Here is a 19,164-nt window from a genome sequence, read left to right as displayed (position 1 = left end):
ACGCAGCGGTAAGGTCACAGCCATGCCGGGTCATTCCGCTCCATCGTTCGCAGACCTCGGCCTGCCGGTAGTTCTCGTGCACGCACTGGACAAGGCGGGTGTACGGACACCGTTTCCGATCCAGATCGCTGCCTTGCCGGATGCGCTCGCCGGCCGCGACATCCTCGGGCGCGCACCGACCGGCTCCGGGAAGACGCTCGCATTCGGACTGCCTCTGCTCGTGCGGCTGGCCGGGCGCCGAAGCGAACCGGGCGCACCGCGCGGGCTCGTGCTGGCTCCGACTCGGGAACTCGCGCTTCAGATCCACGAGGTACTGGACCTACACGGTGCCGTCTTCGGTCTTCGCACGGTCGCGGTCGTGGGAGGAGTGCCACTCGAGCGCAATGTCCGCGACATTCAGCGCGGTATCGACATCGTGGTCGCCACCCCCGGCCGACTCCGAGATCTGCTCGAGCGGCGGTCGATCACGTTGCGCCAGGTCGAGATGACCGTGATCGACGAAGCGGATCGGATGGTGGACATGGGATTTCTGCCCCAGGTCGAAGCCCTGCTCGCCGCGACACCCGCCGACGGCCAGCGGTTGCTGTTCTCGGCCACCCTCGATCAAGACACCGACCGACTGGTCGAGAAGTTCCTGACCGACCCCGCCGAACATTCACTTGCCGAATCGGTGAGTGAGCCCGACATCGTGCACTACGTGTTTCGCGTCGACGCTGCCCGCAAGACCGAAATAGCTGCCGCCGTTGCCAACAGAGACGGTCGCACGCTGCTGTTCGTCCGCACGACTCACGCGGTCGATCGACTCGCCGACGAATGCCGCCGGCTAGGCGTTCCGATATCGTCGTTGCACGGCAACAAGACTCAGGCACACCGCACGCGTGCACTGGCCGAATTCGCTGACGGTAGCTCGCCCGCCCTGATCGCGACAGACGTCGCTGCGCGTGGCGTTCACGTCGATGACGTCACGCTGGTCGTGCACGTCGATCCACCTCTCGATTCCAAGGATTACCAGCATCGAGCAGGCCGCACTGCCCGGGCCGGAGCGAGCGGGACAGTCGTGACGTTGGCCACTGCAGAGCAACTGGATCTCGTGTGCGCTATGGCGGAGGAGGCCGGTGTCCTTCCCATTGTGGTCGACACCGACACCGATTCGACCTCGTGGCGTCAGGCAACCGGTGCGCGAACGCCCTCCGGTCGGCCGACGCTCGCGCCCTCACGAACCTCCGGGGTCGACGGCGGCAATCGCCGATCGCGCGGGTCACGCGGCTCCGCGCCCTCCCGGCACGAGCGAAGCGGGCGCACCGGGGGCAGGCGGGGCGAGCGCCGAGGACGGCGCGGGTGAACTCGCCCTGGTTGTCGATCACGCTCGCGCTGGTCTCGGCGTTCCTGTTCGCCTGTGCGTCGGTAGCGCAGCAGAGCGCCGCGGCCTCCGTGCCGGAAGGCACGTCCCTGGTATCGGCCCTCATCCGTAACCCCAGATGGTGGGTGGGGGTGATCGGAGACGGAGGCGGCTACGCAGTGCAGATCGCGGCGCTCTGGGTCGGTTCGGTGCTGGTCGTTCAGCCGTTGCTGGTCACCGCACTACTGTTCGCACTACCGATGTCGGCGAAGTTGACGGGCCGCGCCCTTCCCGGCTCCACGTGGGCACTCGCGTTCCTGCTGGCGGCGGCGCTGGCCGTGTTCATAGTGGTCGGCGATCCCAGCGAGGGGAACACCGACGCACCCCTGTCCGACTGGATCGTTCCGCTGATCATCGCGGCCGTCGTGATCGGCGGCGCGGTGGCGGGCGGCCTGCTGGCCAGGGCCCCCGGAGCGAGGGCGCTACTTCTCGGGGCGGCAGGAGGATTGCTGTTCGGCCTGGCTGCAGCTCTGACGAAGTTCGTCACCGACCTCGTCGAGACCGAGTTGTTCGGCGCGCTGACAGCCTGGCAGACCTACGCATTGGTCGGCTGCGGGGTTCTGGGGTTCTATCTGCAGCAACGCGCATTCCAGGTCGGCCCGCTGTCGGCATCGATGCCTGCCATCACCATCAGCGAACCTCTCGGGGCTGCATTCATCGGTGTCACGGTGCTGGACGAACGAATCCGAACCGACGGCGGCGCACTGGCGACCATCGCCGTGGCGGTTGCGGTCATGATCGTCACGACGGTTCGATTGTCGCGGGAGCAGGCTTCGGTCGTTCTCGAACCCGAGGTCGCTCGCGGGGCGTCGACCCCACTGCGCCGACCCGACCGGTAGTCTCGATCAACGTGCAGTTTCTCGATGGTCACCGACCGCCCTACGATCTCACCTACGACGACGTCTTCCTCGTCCCCAATCGAACCGACGTCACATCGCGCTTCGATGTCGATCTCAGTACCGTCGACGGGTCAGGAACGACCATCCCGATAGTCGTGTCGAACATGACAGCTGTGTCAGGCCGCCGGATGGCGGAGACCGTCGCGCGGCGCGGAGCCATTGCCGTCATCCCACAGGACTTGCCGACCGAAGTCGTCGCCGACACAGTCGCATTCGTCAAGAGCCGGGACCTGGTCGCGGACACCCCCGTGGTGCTGGACCCCAACGCATCGGTGTCCGACGCATTGGCGCTGGTGCACAAGCGGGCGCACGAAGCCGTCGTGATCGTCGAGCACGGTAAACCCGTCGGGGTCGTGACCGAGGATGCCTGCGCCGATGTCGACCGGTTCGCGCGCGTGAGTTCGGTGGCGTCCACCGACTTCGTGCGAGCGCCTCGGCACGCATCGCCGAAGGAAGTCTTCGAGCTGATGGAGGCGGCGCATGCGCACCTCGCGGTCGTCATCGAGGACGACGGCACCCTCGCAGGCGTGGTGACCAAGACCGGAGCGGTACGCACGGGTATTTACGCGCCTGCGGTCGATGCGTCGGGACGGTTGCGGATTGCAGCGGCCGTCGGCATCAACGGCAACGTCGCCGACAAGGCCACAGCCCTGGTCGAGGCCGGAGCCGATGTGCTCGTCATGGACACCGCACACGGACATCAGCAGAAGATGCTCGAAGCCCTCTCCGCGGTGCGCGCCCTCGATCTCGGGGTTCCCCTTGCCGCCGGCAACGTCGTGTCTGCACAGGGCACCCGCGATCTGGTGCAGGCGGGCGCAGACATCGTCAAGGTCGGTGTCGGTCCCGGCGCGATGTGCACGACACGAATGATGACCGGGGTCGGTCGACCACAATTCTCGGCTGTGGCCGAGTGTTCCGCTGCAGCGGCCGAACTCGGGGCTTCGGTCTGGGCCGACGGCGGCGTGCGTCATCCCCGTGACGTTGCACTCGCATTGGCTGCAGGCGCCGCGAACGTGATGATCGGGTCCTGGTTCGCCGGCACCTACGAGTCGCCGGGCGACCTGCGAGTCGATGCCTCGGGCAACCGCTACAAGGAGAGCTTCGGGATGGCGTCCAAGCGGGCGGTCGCCGCCCGTACCGCCACCGACGGCGCCTTCGACCGGGCCCGCAAGGCATTGTTCGAGGAAGGCATTTCCAGTTCCCGGATGCGACTGGATCCAGACCGTCCCGGCGTCGAGGATCTGATCGATCACATCTGCGCCGGAGTTCGCAGCACCTGCACGTACGCCGGCGCTCGCACTCTGCCGGAATTGGCGCAGCGCGCGGTACTGGGTGTTCAGTCCGCCGCCGGGTTCGCCGAGGGCCGGCCACTGCCCTCCGGGTGGTGACGGGCAGGCACGGTTAGACTCACTCACAGCACACGCACACGTTCGCGCGCCGCTCGTCCGAACTTCGTTCGGACGGGTGGCCGATTTTGTCGGCTTCCCGTAGGGCGGGTCCACAGCGCGAACCAGACAGAAGGGAATCAGGTGCCCGAGGCACCCACTATTTCGGTTGCCGCTCCGGCAACTGCCGAGCAGCACGACGACGGTTCCACGTCGGAGGGCTCCTCTATCGAGCCGGGAGAGAAACCCGGCGACACCTCTTCGAGCAACTCCGCCCACTCCGGTGGCGCGACTTTGTTGTCCCAACTACGACGGCCCCAGCCCAGGCGGCGTTGACACGTGGCCACGTTCCTCACCATCGTCAGCCTGCTCGGATTCGTCGCTCTGACTGCAGGCACCGCCTTGTTCGTCGCGGCCGAATTCTCACTCACGGCGCTCGAACGCAGCGCCGTCGAGTCGCGAGCCGAGAACGGCGATCTACGTTCTCGTCAGGTTCTGCACGCTCACAAGACGCTGTCTTTCCAGCTGTCCGGCGCGCAGCTCGGCATCACGATCACCACCCTGATCACCGGTTATCTTGCCGAACCTGTCCTGGCGGGCTTCATTCGGCCGGTGGCAGGTGCGCTCGGCGCTTCGCAAACACTGGCGTCGGGCATCTCACTTGCGGTGGCGCTGATTCTGGCCACCTCGTTCTCGATGATCTTCGGTGAATTGGTCCCGAAGAACATCGCGATCGCCAAGCCGATGTCGACCGCTCGTGTCACCGCCGGTGCCATGGCCGGTTTCTCGCTGATCTTCAAGTGGGCGATCAACGGACTCAACGGCTCGGCCAACTTGCTCGTCCGCCGGCTCGGGATAGAGCCGGCCGAGGAGCTCAGATCGGCACGGTCACCACAGGAACTGGGCTCACTGGTTCGCACATCGGCCCAACAGGGATCGATCGACGAGAACACTGCCAGATTGGTCGATCGATCGTTGCAGTTCGGCGACCGCACAGCAGAGGAACTGATGACGCCGCGGGTGAAGATCGAAACGCTCGACACCGACGCCACCGTGGCCGATCTGATCGAAACCGCTGCTCGCACCGGCTTCTCCCGGTTTCCTGTGGTCGACGGCGATCTGGACGACACCGTGGGTGTCGTCCACATCAAGCACGCATTCACCGTCGCAGCAGCGCAACGCCGCTCGACGACGGTCGAGTCCTTGGCCCGTGACGTTCCGGTGGTCCCGTCGAGCCTGGACGGCGATGCGGTGATGGAGCGGGTGCGTGCGGACGGTATGCAGGTGGCCCTCGTCGTCGACGAGTACGGCGGTACCGCAGGCATGGTCACGATGGAGGATCTCATCGAGGAGATCGTCGGCGACGTTCGTGACGAGCACGACGAGCCGGAGCTCGACGTCGCTCGATCGGGTGACGGGTGGGACTGCGCCGGTCTGCTGCGAATCGACGAAGTGGCTTCGGCCACGGGATATTCGGCACCCGAAGGCGAGTACGAAACGATCGGCGGACTGGTGTTGACCGAGCTGGGTCGTATCCCGACCGAGGGGGACGCAGTTCTGCTACCGCCCACGTCGAGCGAGGACCCGCACGAGAGCAACGGCGGTTGGATCGCGCGGGTGGTTCGGATGGACGGTCGCCGGATCGACCGGGTGCTGATCTTGCCTGTCGACGCCGCAGCGGTTGCTCGACTACGTTCGGAGGGAGAGGTCGATGGGTGACTTCCTCGGTGTGGGCCTGGCAGTACTGCTGCTGGCGGGCAACGCATTCTTCGTCGGAGCCGAGTTCGCGCTGATCTCCGCCCGACGCGACCGACTCGAAGCACTGCTCGCGCAAGGCAAGAAGCGTGCACAGAGCGTGATCGAGGCCGGTCAGAATCTCTCGCAGATGCTGGCAGCTGCGCAGCTCGGTATCACGATCTGTTCGATCCTTCTCGGCCGTGTGGCCGAGCCCGCGGTGGCGCACCTCATCGAGGTTCCACTCGAGGCGATCGGCATTCCCGATTCGTTCCTGCACCCGATCGCCTTCGCCATCGCATTGACCCTCGTTGTCGTGCTGCACATCCTGGTCGGTGAGATGGTTCCGAAGAACATCGCGATCGCGGGCCCCGAGAGCACCGCCATGGTTCTGGTGCCGATCCATCTGCTGTTCATCAAAGTGGCGCTTCCGCTGATCTCGTTCTACAACTTGTGCGCCAATCTGACCCTTCGGTTGCTGCGAATCGAGCCCAAGGACGAGTTGAGCTCCTCGGTCTCGGCAGTGGAGTTGTCGCAGATGATCGGCGAATCACGATCCGAGGGCTTGATCGACGCCGAAGAGCATCGCAGACTGCGGCAGGCTCTCGACACGTCCGGTCGGACTGTCGGCGAGGTGCTCATTCCCAACCATCAGGTTCGTACCATCGAGTTGTCCGGCCCCGATCACCTTCTCGGACCGACGCTCGGCTCGGTCGAACGTGCTGTCATCGAGACGGGCTTCTCTCGCTACCCCGTACGGGATTCGGCAGGTGCGCTGGTCGGGTACCTACACCTGAAGGACGTGCTCGACGACATGGCCGACGAGTCGGCCGGACCGGACACCGTCATTCCCCGCAGCGACGTTCGGTCACTGCCCGTCGTCTCGGTCGACACGGTGCTCGACGACGCCCTGACCAAATTACGGCGTGCCAGCAGCCACCTCGGGGCTGTTCACGACGCGACGGGTGCCACGGTGGGCATCGTCGCTCTCGAGGACCTGGTCGAGGAATTCGTCGGTACCGTTCGAGACGGAACGCACCGGGTCGCCGGCCCGCGACCGGGTCAATCTACACCCGGTACCGGGCCTGCCTCGTCGACCGCTCCCCCACGGAACCTGTGAATGCTCGGCTCGACATCGCTGAGCGAGGCAGAGTGGACCGGCAGGCGCACCGCCCATGCCGTGCGGATCGAGAACCTCGTCGGTGACTATTTGACCGACCGAGGACATGGCGAGGTCCATCCGGTCCTGGATTTTCTGTTCACCTATTACAGTCATCGGCCGGGCCAGTTGCGGCGGTGGAATCCCGGCCACGGCGTCGTTCTCACCGGCCCTAGTGCCGGTGACTACGCGGACTTCGCGTCCTACGAGCGGGTTGACACGCCCGAGGGCCCGGGTTACCGGGTTCGATCGGATCTCGTGGAGCGTCGGCGATCGAGTATCGAGTTCACTCTCGGACTGCTGACCGCCACCACCGAAAGAGCACCGTTGCTCGGCTGCTTCGGGCTGCACGAGTGGGCCATGGTCTACCGCGGGGGTAGTTCCGCGCAACGGCACGAGCAGGTGCCGCTTCGGCTCGGCCACGAGGGCACGGACGCTGTGGTCGACTCGATGACGTTGCGGTGTACCCACTACGACGCCTTCCGGTTCTTCACCCCCGACGCCGCGCCGCGCAACGCAGTGCCACTGTCGCCGCAATCGCGTCTGACATCCGAGCAGCCCGGCTGCATCCACGCATCGATGGACCTGTACAAGTGGTGCTACAAGCTGGGACCTCTGATCGATTCCGAGTTTCTGACCGACTGCTTCGAGTTGGCTCTGCACGCGCGAACGATCGATATGCGTGCGAGCCCGTACGACCTCAGCGACTACGATCTCGAACCCATTCGTATCGAGACCCCGGTGGGTCGAGCAGAATATGTGCGCGCGCAGGGTGAGCTGTCGGCCGAAGCGGCACCATTGCGCTCGGCGCTCATCGCTCGATGCCAGAATCTACTGATCGGCGGCGAGTTCGGTGTCGGAATTACCGCCGAGTAACATTGGCCTCGTTGTCGTGGGGACACCGTCACGGGTGTCCGTGACCGAAAAGAGTGAGGATTTCATGACCGATCGTGTGCAGGCTGGTGGACTTCAAGTCGCCAAGGTCCTATTCGATTTCGTCGAAAAGGAGGCGCTGCCGGGTACCGATGTAGATTCCGAGGCCTTCTGGACCGGTGCCGCATCGGTGATCGCCGATCTTGCTCCGAAGAACAAGTCACTGCTGGCCGTCCGCGACGAGATCCAAGGCAAGGTCGATGCCTGGCACGGCGAACATGCGGGCCCCGACTACGATCGCGCCGCGTACAAGGCATTCTTGAAGGAAATCGGCTATCTACTCGACGAGCCTGCCGATTTCCAGATCACCACCTCCGGGGTCGATACCGAGATCACCACCACTGCGGGACCTCAGTTGGTGGTGCCGGTGCTCAATGCCCGATTCGCGATCAACGCCTCCAATGCACGATGGGGCTCGCTGTACGACGCCCTGTACGGAACCGACGCCATCCCCGAGACCGACGGTGCCGAAAAGGGGTCGAGCTACAACAAGGTCCGCGGCGACAAGGTCATCGCGTTCGCACGTGACTTCCTGGACGAGGCACTGCCACTGAGCTCCGGCTCGCACGTCGGTACCACCGGATACGTCGTCGACGCAGCATCGCTGACCGTGACGCTGGCAGACGGAAGCACCGTCGGTCTCCAAGACCCGTCGCAGTTGCTCGGCTACCAGGGCACCCCGGACGCACCGTCGGCGATACTGTTCGTGCACAACGGCTTGCACTTCGAGATCCAGATCGATCCCGAGAGCCCGATCGGCAAGACCGACGGTGCCGGAGTCAAGGACGTGCTGCTCGAATCCGCCGTCACGACGATCATGGACTTCGAGGACTCCGTCGCTGCCGTCGATGCCGAGGACAAGGTTCTGGGATATCGCAACTGGCTCGGGCTGATGAAGGGCGATCTCACCGAGGAGGTCTCCAAGGGCGGCAAGACGTTCACTCGCGAGCTCAACAAGGACCGCACCTACACCTCTGTCGAAGGTTCGGAGCTCACGCTGCACGGTCGCTCGCTGCTGTTCGTCCGCAACGTCGGACACCTGATGACATCCGACGCAATTCTCGATGCCGAGGGCAACGAGGTGCCGGAGGGCATTCTCGATGCACTGTTCACCTCCCTCGCCGGGATGCACTCGCTGACCCCGGACCATGTGCTCTCCAACTCGCGCACGGGTTCGCTGTACATCGTCAAGCCGAAGATGCACGGACCGGACGAGGTCGCGTTCACCGCCGAGTTGTTCGGCCGTGTCGAGCAGGTTCTAGGACTGCCGACCAACACGCTCAAAGTCGGAATCATGGACGAGGAACGCCGCACGACCGTCAACCTGAAGGCGTGCATTCAGGCCGCCTCCGAACGGGTCGTGTTCATCAACACGGGCTTCCTCGACCGCACCGGCGACGAGATCCACACCTCGATGGCAGCAGGTCCAGTCGTTCGCAAGGGCGCGATGAAGGGCGAGAAGTGGATCGCCGCGTACGAGGACTTCAACGTCGACACCGGCTTGGCTGCCGGCCTCGAAGGCAAGGCACAGATCGGTAAGGGCATGTGGGCGATGCCGGATCTGATGCACGACATGCTCGAGCAGAAGATCGGCCACCCCAAGGCCGGGGCCAATACCGCGTGGGTTCCCTCCCCCACCGCGGCGACCCTGCATGCCCTGCACTACCACAAGGTCGATGTCTTCGCCCGTCAGCACGAGATCGCGAAAGCCAAGCGCGCCACGGTCGACGACATTCTCGAAATTCCTCTCGCGCCGTCCACGGACTGGACCGACGAGGAGAAGCAGAACGAGCTCGACAACAACTCGCAGTCGATCCTCGGCTACGTGGTGCGGTGGATCGACCATGGCGTCGGATGCTCGAAGGTTCCCGACATCAACGATATTGCTCTCATGGAAGACCGTGCGACGCTTCGTATTTCGAGCCAGTTCATCGCGAATTGGTTGCGTCACGGCATCGTCACCGAAGAGCAGGTCCGTGAGTCGTTGAAGAGAATGGCTCCGGTGGTCGACCGACAGAACGAATCGGATCCGACGTACAAGCCGCTCGCTCCCGACTTCGACACCAACATCGCATTCCAGGCTGCCAGTGATCTGATCTTCCAGGGCACCAGCCAGCCCAACGGCTACACCGAGCCGATCCTGCATCGCCGCCGACGGGAGTACAAGGCCGTCAACGCCTGACGGACTTGTCGACCACGTGGGTGAACATCGGAACACAGGGCGCGGGCGCTCGGTAGCCGCCGGACCGGTGATCGTCGTGATCACGATCGCGGTGGTCGTCGCGGCGGTGTTCGGGTGGTTCGCTCTGCGTGATCGAATTTCCGATCAAGGAGTCGACGCTGCCAATCAATGTGTGGAGGGATCGGCGGTACTCACCGTGGCCGCCGATCCCGACATCTCCGGACCGGTCGAACAGTTGGCCGCTCGTTTCAACGAATCGGCCCCTGTGGTCCGGGATCACTGTGTGACGGTGCAGGTTCGGGCCACCGCCTCGGACACGATTCGGGCGGCCGTGAACTCCGGTATCGACAACTGGGACACCGCGGCGCTCGGCAATCGGCCGGGGCTGTGGATACCGCAGTCCTCTGCCGATGTCGAGGCCGTCACCGATCGCGGAGCCATCGACGGAACACCCCGGGCTGTCGCGTCCAGTCCGGTTGTCCTCGCCGCGCCGCCCACTGTGGCCGATGCCGTGGTCGCGGCCGGCGCGAGCTGGGCGGATCTCGTTCGGTTGCAACGAGACCCGCAAGCCCTCGGTCTGCCGGAATGGGGTGGACTTCGCCTCGCGTTGCCCACCGGCTCCGACACCGGAGCAACTACTCTCGCCGTTGCGGCGATCGCAGCAGGCGTACGCGGAGACCCGAGCTCCGCACTGACCGTCGATCAGGTCTCGTCGAGCCAACTGGTGTCGGCGATATCGGAGCTGGCGGTCACCGACACCCAGGCCGCCGCTGTCTCACCCACCACTACTTACGACGCACTGGCGACGCTCGACAACGCCGCGGGTCCCGGCGATGCCATCCACGCGGTTCCGGTCACCGAACAGCAACTGGCGTCGACCGATTCGTCCACGCTGACCGCCGTTCGACCACTGGGTCCGACGCCTATCGCGGATCACCCCGCAGTCGTACTGTCCGGCGATGAGACGTCCACCCGCGCGGCGGCCAGGTTCGTCGAGTTCATTCGCCAGCCGGACGGTGCACAGACACTGCGCGAGGCAGGGTTCGGCGTCGGTGACGATGACGACGGCAGTACCGTCGCCGCTCCATCCGGCCCGGTATCCGACGCACTCCTGACGGTGCTGCGCAATCCGGTGCTGCCGCGTCGAGCGACGGTTCTACTGGATGTCTCCGAGTCGATGGGTACCACCGAAGGCGGTGCGACAAGGCTCGAGAACACCGTGCGCGCACTGAGTGCACAGTTTCAGCGGGTCCCCGACTCCACCGAGCTCGGCCTGTGGAGCTTCAGCGAGAACCTCGACGGCGGGCGGGCCTATCGGATCGATGTACCGACAGGCCCGATGACAGTTCCGGTAGGCACGACCTCCCGACTCTCCGCCCTCGATTCCGCCGCGGCAAGATCGACTCCGGCGAGTGCGTCGTATTCCTACGTATCGCTGCTGGCGGCCTACCGTGATGCGGTATCCGGGTACGTACCGGGACGCGCCAATTCCGTCGTGTTGATCACCGACGGACCCGACGACGACCCGTCTGTGCCCACAGAAAAGCTACTCACCGACCTGACCTCCGCGTCCGATCCGGCGCGCCCGGTCGCGGTGAACATCCTGCGCATCGGAGACGACTCCGGTTCCTCCGCGTTCGACGAGATCGCCGCCCGCACCGGCGGAACCGTGGAAGCGGTGTCGAGCTCGGATTCACCGGACCTCACCGATCGACTCGGAAAGTTGTTGTACTAGAACATGTCTCGTGTACTTTTTGTCGGCCTTTTTCTCCTCCTGATCTCACTGTTTCTACATTGGCGGTTTCTGTCTGTCACCAGGGCACCGGCCAGATTCGCGCGAACGGCAGATGTGCTGTTGGTAGTGCTGTGGTTGTGCGCCACGATCGGATTCGGCAGCGGTGTGGTGCTCGACCCGTCGTGGGCCCGCGTTCCGGCGTTCGTCGGTCTCACGTGGTTGGCGGTGGTGCTGTACCTGTTCTTGGGAACAGTGCTCGTCGGGTTGGTCTGCACGGTTCTTCGAGTGGCCTCGAGGGCCATGGGCCGCGATTCGGCTGCGCTCCGGTTACGCGTGTCGAGGGTCGGCTCCGCGATGGTCGCAGTGGTCAGCGTCAGCGCTGTCGCGTACGGACTCGTCGAGGCGTCGACCCCGCGCGTGACGAACACGGTCGTAGCGCTGGGCGGGCTGCCACCGGAGTTCGAGGGCCTGCGAGTGGCGTTGGTGTCCGATATTCATGCCGGTCCGACTCGCGGTGCGGGCTTCGTACGCACGGTCGTCGATTCGGTCAACGCCCAGAATCCGGACGTGGTGTTGCTCGACGGCGATCTGATCGACGGCACCGTCGACCTGGTCGGTGCCGACCTCGATCCGCTGCGCGAACTTCGCGCGCCGTCGGGAGTGTTCGCCGTCAGTGGCAATCACGAGTTCTACGCAGGCGACGGCGGCGAATGGCTCGATTTCTGGTCGACCCTCGGTATCGACGTGCTGCGCAACGAACGAACGACGCTCACCCGTGGCGATGGCGCAATCGACATCGCCGGCATCAACGACGCCACTGCGCCCGCCCCGTACGAACCGGACCTCATCGAAGCACTGAACGGGATCGAGACCGATCGATTCGTACTGCTGATGGCACATCAGCCCAAGCAGGCTCTGGAGGCATCGGACCTCGGTGTCGACCTGCAGGTGTCGGGCCACACGCATGCGGGCCAGATCTGGCCCCTGCGCTACCTGGTGCCGCTGCAGCAGCCGAGTGTCGAAGGTCTGGACACGATCGACAACACGACGCTGTACACCACCCGCGGAGCAGGCGCGTGGGGTCCGCCGGTGCGGGTGGCCGCCCCGCCCGAGATTTCGATGCTCGAGCTCACGCGGGGCTGACCACTCGGCTCGCCCGGAAAACCGTGCTCGGCGAATCGGACGAAGGAGGCCAAGCGCCTCGGATCAGGCGAAGGCCTCGATCGGCGGGCACGAGCACACCAGGTTGCGGTCGCCGTGCGCGCCGTCGATCCGTCGTACCGCCGGCCACACCTTCGGACGGTCGTACCCTGCAGGGTAGGCCGCCAGCTCCCGTGAGTACGGGTGATCCCACTCCGCGACAAGACACTGAGCGGTGTGGGGCGCACCTCGAAGCGGATTGTCCTCGACGGTCCACTCGCCCGATCCGACGCGATCGATCTCGCCCCGGATGGCGATCATCGCATCGCAGAATGCGTCGATCTCCTCCAGGTTCTCGCTCTCGGTGGGCTCCACCATGAGTGTTCCCGCAACCGGAAAGCTCATCGTCGGCGCGTGGAATCCGTAGTCGGCCAATCGTTTCGCAACATCGTCGACTGTGACACCGGTGTCCTTGGTCAGGCCCCGTAGATCGAGAATGCACTCGTGGGCAACCATTCCGTTGTCACCGGTGTACAGAACAGGGAAGTACTCGTCGAGGCGTCTGGCGATGTAGTTGGCCGACGCGATCGCCGTCAACGTCGCTTTCCGCAGACCCGTCGCGCCCATCATGGCGATGTAGGCCCAGGTGATGGTCAGAATCGAGGCACTACCATACGGGGCACCGGAGACCGTCGGGCCCGATCCGAGCTGAGGAGCCAGCGGGTGGCCGGGTAGGTAGGGCTGCAGGTGCGAGCGAACTCCGATCGGTCCCACGCCCGGCCCGCCGCCGCCGTGCGGGATGCAGAACGTCTTGTGCAGGTTCAGGTGGCTGACGTCGCCGCCGAAGCGGCCGGGTCGCGCGAGCCCGACGAGAGCATTGAGGTTGGCACCATCGACGTAGACCTGGCCGCCCGCATCGTGGACTGCCGCACATATTTCGGAGATCTCGTGCTCGTAGACGCCGTGCGTCGAGGGGTACGTGATCATGATCGCGGCGAGCGTCTCGCCGTGCTCGGCGATCTTGGCGCGTAGATCATCGACATCGACGTCGCCATTGGTGCGGCACGCGACGACGACCACGCGCATGCCCGCCATCACGGCCGAGGCCGCGTTGGTGCCGTGGGCGCTCGACGGGATCAGGCAGACGACCCGTTGGGCATCGCCGTTGTCGTGGTGATAGCGGCGGATGGCGAGCAGCCCCGCGTACTCGCCCTGGCTTCCTGCATTCGGCTGCAGGCTCACCGCGTCGTAGCCGGTGATGTCGACGAGCCACCGTTCGAGGTCGTCGATCACGCGCAGCAGCCCAGGCACCTGCGACGCCGGCGCGAAGGGGTGTTGACGGGCGAACTGCGGCCAGGTGATGGACTCCATCTCCGCGGTTGCGTTCAGCTTCATCGTGCACGAACCCAGCGGAATCATGCTGCGGTCGAGGGCAATGTCCTTGTCGGACAATGCACGCAGGTAGCGCAGCATGGCAGTCTCGGTGCGGTACCGGGTGAAGGCCGGGTGCGTGAGGTACTCCGAGGTGCGAGTCATGGTCGTCGGCAGCGACTCGGCCCCGCATCCGTCGACCTCGGCACCGAATGCTGCGAGCACGCTCGATATCGTCTCGGGCGTGGTCGCCTCGTCGCACGAGATGGCCACGTGATCGGCGTCCACCAGCCGGAGATTGATCCCACGTTGTTCGGCACTGTCGACGACCGCCTGCGCCCGTCCGGGCACCTTCGCGAGGACGGTATCGAAGAACTCGGCGTGCACCACCTCGATCCCGGCCTTGCACAGTCCCTCCGCAATGGTTCGAGCGTGCGTATTGACGCGAACCGCTATGGCACGCAACCCGTCTGCGCCGTGGTAGCTGGCGTACATCGCAGCCACGATGGCCAGCAGAACCTGAGCCGTACAGATATTGGAGGTCGCCTTCTCCCGACGAATGTGCTGCTCACGGGTCTGCAAGGCCAATCGGTAGGCGCGGTGGCCGTCCGCGTCGAGCGAGACCCCGACCAGTCGTCCGGGAAGCTGACGAGAGTGACCCGACCGCACCGCGAGGTACCCGGCGTGGGGTCCGCCGTAGCCCATCGGAACACCGAATCTCTGGGTGGTGCCGAAACAGACATCTGCGCCGATCTCGCCGGGCGGAGTCACGACGGTGGCGGCCAGCAGGTCGAGCCCGACAGCAACCAACGCGCCGCGCCCGTGCGCCGCCTCGACGGTGGCCGAGTGATCGAACAGGCGTCCGGATGCGCCGGGCAGCTGCATCAACACGCCGAAGAACTCGCCGTCCGGCAGGCCGTCGGCCAGGTCGGCATACACCAGTTCGATACCCAGCGGCTCGGCGCGAGTAGCCAGAAGAGCGGCGGTCTGCGGAAAGACATCGGCGTCCACCAGCAGCCGAGGCGATTTCGATGCCTTGTTCGCGCGTCGCATCAGCGTCATGGATTCTGCCGCCGCAGTGGACTCGTCGAGCATCGATGCATTGGCGACGTCCATGCCGGTGAGGTCCGCGACCATGGTCTGGAAGTTCAGCAACGCCTCGAGCCTGCCCTGGCTGATTTCGGGCTGATACGGCGTGTATGCGGTGTACCAGGCCGGGTTCTCCAGAATTCCGCGGGTCAGCACCGGCGGCGTCAAGGTGTCGTAGTAGCCGAGGCCGATCATGGACGTCGACACGGTGTTCTGGCCCGCGAGTTCGGCGAGCGCTGCGAGCGCTTCGTGCTCACCGAGCGCAGGCGGCAACGTCGCCAGTCCGGTGGGTACGCCGTCCGCCACGGTATCGAGAATCGACGAGGGCACTGCCTTGCGCGCAAGCTCGTCGAGACTGTCGACGCCGATCGAGTCGAGTATGCGGACCAGTTCCGCGGAGTCGGGTCCGATGTGGCGGTCCACGAAAGTGCGTACGGACGAGGCGTTTCGGTCGGTCACGATCTTCTCCCAGGTGCCGGAAAGACGAGGCTTCGGACGACCGAGGCATACGCGTCGGCCGCTCCTCCCCCTCTGTCGTGTGCCCGTTGACCCGAGCGCCTGAGAGATTCGGTCGAACACGCCACGCCGATACGGGCGCGCCGGTACCTTTCCCCTTGGGCGGGTGGGTGCTCCCACCACTTTCCAGAGTTGCCGAAGCCCACACGGTCCGTGTGCCTGAGAGATTGACGGGGAGGTATTGCTCCTTCGGCGTCCGAGACTGGATGCCTCGGAACTCTCCCGCGCGGGCGCGACGGAGGAAAGTCTAGCCGGTCTTGCGGCTCGCGCGATTCTTGCGCCGCGACGCCAGCTCGTCTTCGGGGCTCGGCTGGCTTTCGCCGCCGTCCGCTCGTTCTGCCGGGAAGTCCGCGATAGTGCCGGTGAGCTCGCGCATCGCACCGTTCACGGCGATTCCGAATACGCCCTGACCGCCCTGGAGCAGGTCCACCACTTCTTCGGCGGACGTGCACTCGTAGACGGTTGTGCCATCGGAGAACAGGGTGATGTTGGCGAGGTCACCCACGCCGCGCTGGCGTAGATGGTCGACGGCGACGCGGATGTTCTGCAGCGAGATACCGGTATCGAGCAGCCGCTTGACGATCTTGAGAACGAGCATGTCCTTGAAGGAGTACAGCCGTTGACTCCCCGAGCCTGCGGCACCGCGAATCGACGGTACGACGAGCCCGGTGCGGGCCCAGTAGTCGAGCTGCCGGTAGGTGATACCCGCGATCTGGCAGGCGCTCGGTACGCGGTATCCGACGAGTTCGTCGGGAACGGAGTCGTCGGGGAACAAACCTGGCTGAATGTCCTGCGGTGCATCGAACCGGCCGTTCGACGCCTGGTCGGCGGTGTCGCTCCGAGCATCGGCACCGACGGGCGTGTCCTCGGTCCGGCCTGCGGCGTCGGACTCTCGGCTGCCGTGATGCTGCTGCGGCTGATCTCCCACTGACTGCTCCCTCTCGGATGTCTCACTGCGTTCGGATCGTCGGTACTGCGATCCGCCCCGGGACGTGACTACGGCCCCGGTGTACTCGCGTGAATTCATGCCGTGTACCAGGCCAGACTACGCCTCGACGGGTATCGAAGAGGCGTGAACTGCAACAGATCCAACCAGCGGCGGCGATGAGCTTCACTGACACAGACGTTATGGGGACGATCGCGCAGATTCAATGCAACGCGCCGTAAACCTGAACCTAAAGTTGAGGTTGAGACTATTCCGTTATCCGTCGGTGGCCTTGAAGTCGTCCGGCGATACCGAATCGAGGAACTCCTTGAACTTCTCGACCTCGTCCTCGCGCTCGTCCGGCATGATCAATCCGGCCTCGGCCAGCACAGGTTCCTCGGCGAAGATCGGCACCCCGGCCCGCAGCGCAATCGCCACGGAGTCCGACGGCCGAGCAGAGACACGAACATCCTTGTCGAATACGAGATCGGCGTAGAAGGTGCCCTCCTGCAGGTCCACGATGCGAACTTCTTTGAGCTCGTGGCCCAGAGCCGAAATCAGATTCTTGACGAGATCATGAGTGAGGGGACGAGCAGGTTGCACCCCTTGCTGCTCCAAAGCAATTGCCGCAGCCTCGGTTTGACCGATCCAGATAGGGAGGTACCTGTCGCCGTCCGCTTCACGCAACAACAACACGGGCTGATTCTGCGGCTGTTCGACACGAATACCGACTACACGCATTTCACTCATCGTGTCTACCTCTCACTTCGAGAAATCCGAGCTGCGCTTCACTGTTTCAGCTCGTCGCAGCCGAGTCTATTTGAATTCGTACCGACACGAGCACGGGTCAGCGGTCGAGTGCACCGCGCACCGCGGCCTTGACCAGGCAGGTGTGCAAGGTCAGCGACAGCGCCGCCAACTCCCGAATCATTTCTTCCGCTCGATCACGTGCTCCGGCATCTCGCCCCTTGGCAACCGGCCCGGCGATCTGTGCGACCAGGCCAGCTTCTCGGTCGGCCGCGAGTTTGAACGCTCTCAGGTGACGCACTTCGAGACCGAACTGCAACATTGCATGTGCTGTTCGTGCCAGTGTCACGGCTCCGTCGTCGTAGAAACCGGCCTGTCCCGGAGTGATCAACCCGCTGCGCAACAGCTCGGTCAGGAATGCATCGTCGATACCGGCCTGCGACAGCAGATCGGCCTTGCTGATACGGACCTCTCGATCCGGCAGGAACTCCTCCGGGGACACCTCGCCCACGGCGACGGTCAGCGACCTGGGCCGCTTGACCGACGAGTCCGCTCGCTCGACTGTGGCGACGCCGTGATCGATGGCTTCGAGCTGTTCCTTGATCACCTTCAGCGGGAGGTACTGATCACGCTGGGCGGTCAGGACGAACCGAAGCCGCTCACAGTCCGCGATCGAGAACCGCCGGTACCCGGACGGAGTGCGCTCCGGAGAGATCAGACCCTCGGCTTCGAGGAATCTGATCTTCGAGATGGTCACATCGGGAAAGTCGGGCCGAAGTCGATCCAGGACGGAGCCAATCGACATCCCCCCGTTGGACTGCTGCCCGACGGCGGTCACTGGCTTCCTGCACCCGCAGACGCATCGCCGACCTGAGATCCGTTGCCGCCTCTGGGCCCGGTCAGGAACACCAACCGGAACTTGCCGATCTGCACCTCGTCGCCGTTGGCGAGCACAGCGGAATCGACCGGCTCCCGATTGACGTAGGTGCCGTTCAGGCTGCCGACGTCGACGACCTGGAACTCGTCCTCGTCCTGCCGAAACTCGGCGTGACGGCGGCTGACGGTGACATCGTCGAGGAAGATGTCGCTATCGGGGTGCCGTCCGGCGGAGGTGGTCGGCTGGTCGAGCAGAAATCGCGATCCGGCATTGGGGCCGCGTTTGACGACGAGCAGAGCAGCACCGACAGGCAATCCCTCGACACCCGATACCGGAGCTTCGGTGCTCTGGGCGGCCGCGGAGTTGTCCAGCTCCTGGAGGAAATCAGCGCGGAAGACCGAGGTGGTCTCGGCCGGCGACTCCCCGTAGTTGCTGTCGTTGTCGTTCTGGCTCACCGTTACTCCTTCTCAGTCCGTTCACCCGGGCAGAGAGCGCCGCGGGTAACGCAGTACATGGTCTTCACATCTGGTGTTACTTGGCGTTCGGTGTTGCGTAGTACAGCTTGCTGGACCTGCGCCCCGACAGGGTATTCGCTCGGTGTCGACCGTACCCTGCGCGACAGGGGCCGTGTGGCCGGTTGGCCGGTGTCGACAACTGACCGATCACTCGGCTGTGATGAGAGCATATCCGGCGGCGTCGAGCATCTGCGCCAGTGCCGCTTCCAACTCCTCCGACGAGGAAACCTCGAGGTCGATCAACCAGCCGCCGGAGTACGGGGCAGAGTTCACCTTGTCCGGCTCTCCGTCCAGATCCTGGTTCACGCCAGTCACTTTCGCAGTCAGTGGGCTGAACACGTCGGAGACGCTCTTGGTCGATTCGACTTCGCCCAGAGATTCGCCTGCGGTGACGGCGTCGCCCACCGCAGGTAGCTGCACGAACACCACGTCACCGAGTTGGCCCTGCGCGAAATCGGTGATTCCGATTCGCACCGTCGCGGGCCCGGTGCGCTGCACCCACTCGTGCTCGGGGGTGTAGTACAGATCAGCTGGTGCTTCGATGTCGCTCAACGCGGC

General features: G+C 64.8%; 16 protein-coding genes and 1 riboswitch. Of the genes, 9 read left to right on the top strand and 7 right to left on the bottom strand.

The features are described from left to right. Positions 1–22 precede the first annotated feature (22 nt). From ACOQFP_RS26295 to ACOQFP_RS26285, 3 genes are read left to right on the top strand one after another with little or no spacing between them, the layout of a single operon-like run. On the top strand, positions 23–1,342 hold the full coding sequence (locus ACOQFP_RS26295) for a DEAD/DEAH box helicase (protein WP_421585981.1): 1,320 nt from the start codon (positions 23–25) through the stop codon (positions 1,340–1,342). Further along, the gene (locus tag ACOQFP_RS26290) at positions 1,339–2,238 is read left to right on the top strand and encodes a DMT family transporter (RefSeq protein ID WP_421585980.1); all 900 of its coding nucleotides are present in this window, start codon (positions 1,339–1,341) and stop codon (positions 2,236–2,238) included. The genes ACOQFP_RS26295 and ACOQFP_RS26290 overlap by 4 nt, the downstream gene beginning before the upstream one ends. 11 nt (positions 2,239–2,249) lie before the next feature. Further along, positions 2,250–3,686, top strand: a complete 1,437-nt coding sequence (locus ACOQFP_RS26285) for a GuaB1 family IMP dehydrogenase-related protein (RefSeq protein ID WP_206487715.1) — start codon at positions 2,250–2,252, stop codon at positions 3,684–3,686. 137 nt (positions 3,687–3,823) lie between these two features. On the opposite strand, the gene ACOQFP_RS26280 is transcribed toward ACOQFP_RS26285, so the two are convergent. Then, positions 3,824–4,030 (bottom strand): hypothetical protein, encoded by a 207-nt coding sequence (locus ACOQFP_RS26280; protein ID WP_421585979.1) that lies wholly within the window; start codon positions 4,028–4,030, stop codon positions 3,824–3,826. Between ACOQFP_RS26280 and ACOQFP_RS26275 the strand changes: the two genes are divergently transcribed. The 6 genes from ACOQFP_RS26275 (at position 4,023) to ACOQFP_RS26250 (ending at position 12,569) form a co-directional block, all read left to right on the top strand. Further along, on the top strand, positions 4,023–5,402 hold the full coding sequence (locus ACOQFP_RS26275; RefSeq protein ID WP_206487719.1) for a hemolysin family protein: 1,380 nt from the start codon (positions 4,023–4,025) through the stop codon (positions 5,400–5,402). The two genes, ACOQFP_RS26280 and ACOQFP_RS26275, sit on opposite strands and share 8 nt — an antisense overlap. Then, the gene (locus ACOQFP_RS26270) at positions 5,395–6,537 is read left to right on the top strand and encodes a hemolysin family protein (RefSeq protein WP_421585978.1); all 1,143 of its coding nucleotides are present in this window, start codon (positions 5,395–5,397) and stop codon (positions 6,535–6,537) included. The genes ACOQFP_RS26275 and ACOQFP_RS26270 overlap by 8 nt, the downstream gene beginning before the upstream one ends. Then, on the top strand, positions 6,538–7,452 hold the full coding sequence (locus ACOQFP_RS26265) for a 3-methyladenine DNA glycosylase (RefSeq protein ID WP_421585977.1): 915 nt from the start codon (positions 6,538–6,540) through the stop codon (positions 7,450–7,452). Positions 7,453–7,516: 64 nt separating this feature from the next. Next, positions 7,517–9,691 (top strand): malate synthase G, encoded by a 2,175-nt coding sequence (locus ACOQFP_RS26260; RefSeq protein ID WP_206487725.1) that lies wholly within the window; start codon positions 7,517–7,519, stop codon positions 9,689–9,691. A gap of 16 nt (positions 9,692–9,707) precedes the next feature. Beyond that, a complete protein-coding gene (locus ACOQFP_RS26255) occupies positions 9,708–11,426 on the top strand; it encodes a substrate-binding domain-containing protein (RefSeq protein ID WP_421585976.1) in 1,719 nt (572 codons plus the stop codon). A gap of 3 nt (positions 11,427–11,429) precedes the next feature. Next, positions 11,430–12,569, top strand: a complete 1,140-nt coding sequence (locus ACOQFP_RS26250; protein WP_421585975.1) for a metallophosphoesterase — start codon at positions 11,430–11,432, stop codon at positions 12,567–12,569. 63 nt (positions 12,570–12,632) lie between these two features. Here the strand turns inward: ACOQFP_RS26250 and gcvP are convergent, their stop codons facing one another. The 6 genes from gcvP to gcvH all read right to left on the bottom strand — a co-directional run bounded on the left by gcvP (position 12,633) and on the right by gcvH (position 19,158). Then, positions 12,633–15,485, bottom strand: coding sequence for an aminomethyl-transferring glycine dehydrogenase (gene gcvP, locus ACOQFP_RS26245; RefSeq protein WP_421585974.1), 2,853 nt, complete (start codon positions 15,483–15,485; stop codon positions 12,633–12,635). Between the two features lie 194 nt (positions 15,486–15,679). Further along, positions 15,680–15,777, bottom strand: a riboswitch (glycine riboswitch). 12 nt (positions 15,778–15,789) lie between these two features. Beyond that, positions 15,790–16,470, bottom strand: a complete 681-nt coding sequence (locus tag ACOQFP_RS26240; protein WP_206487733.1) for a MerR family transcriptional regulator — start codon at positions 16,468–16,470, stop codon at positions 15,790–15,792. A 273-nt stretch (positions 16,471–16,743) separates the two neighbouring features. Continuing rightward, positions 16,744–17,217 carry a bifunctional nuclease family protein gene (locus ACOQFP_RS26235; protein ID WP_008716091.1) on the bottom strand — a complete coding sequence of 158 codons (474 nt, stop codon included), beginning with the start codon at positions 17,215–17,217 and terminating at the stop codon, positions 16,744–16,746. Between the two features lie 97 nt (positions 17,218–17,314). Continuing rightward, positions 17,315–18,052, bottom strand: a complete 738-nt coding sequence (locus ACOQFP_RS26230) for a MerR family transcriptional regulator (RefSeq protein WP_206487735.1) — start codon at positions 18,050–18,052, stop codon at positions 17,315–17,317. Further along, positions 18,049–18,546, bottom strand: coding sequence for an oxoglutarate dehydrogenase inhibitor Odhl (gene odhI, locus ACOQFP_RS26225; protein ID WP_206487737.1), 498 nt, complete (start codon positions 18,544–18,546; stop codon positions 18,049–18,051). The genes ACOQFP_RS26230 and odhI overlap by 4 nt, the downstream gene beginning before the upstream one ends. A 207-nt stretch (positions 18,547–18,753) precedes the next feature. After that, the gene (gene gcvH / locus ACOQFP_RS26220; protein ID WP_206487739.1) at positions 18,754–19,158 is read right to left on the bottom strand and encodes a glycine cleavage system protein GcvH; all 405 of its coding nucleotides are present in this window, start codon (positions 19,156–19,158) and stop codon (positions 18,754–18,756) included. Positions 19,159–19,164 lie beyond the last annotated feature (6 nt).

This window comes from Rhodococcus sp. MALMAid1271, from assembly GCF_049195265.1.
Taxonomy (GTDB): domain Bacteria; phylum Actinomycetota; class Actinomycetes; order Mycobacteriales; family Mycobacteriaceae; genus Rhodococcoides.
This window is presented reverse-complemented; position numbering and strand designations above follow the sequence as displayed.

Bases quoted from the DNA above. Each gene is read 5' to 3' on its own strand.
- ACOQFP_RS26295 (WP_421585981.1), top strand. From the start codon at position 23: ATGCCGGGTCATTCCGCTCCATCGTTCGCAGACCTCGGCCTGCCGGTA.
- ACOQFP_RS26270 (WP_421585978.1), top strand. From the start codon at position 5,395: ATGGGTGACTTCCTCGGTGTGGGCCTGGCAGTACTGCTGCTGGCGGGC.
- ACOQFP_RS26265 (WP_421585977.1), top strand. From the start codon at position 6,538: ATGCTCGGCTCGACATCGCTGAGCGAGGCAGAGTGGACCGGCAGGCGC.
- ACOQFP_RS26260 (WP_206487725.1), top strand. From the start codon at position 7,517: ATGACCGATCGTGTGCAGGCTGGTGGACTTCAAGTCGCCAAGGTCCTA.
- ACOQFP_RS26250 (WP_421585975.1), top strand. From the start codon at position 11,430: ATGTCTCGTGTACTTTTTGTCGGCCTTTTTCTCCTCCTGATCTCACTG.
- ACOQFP_RS26235 (WP_008716091.1), bottom strand. From the start codon at position 17,217: ATGAGTGAAATGCGTGTAGTCGGTATTCGTGTCGAACAGCCGCAGAAT.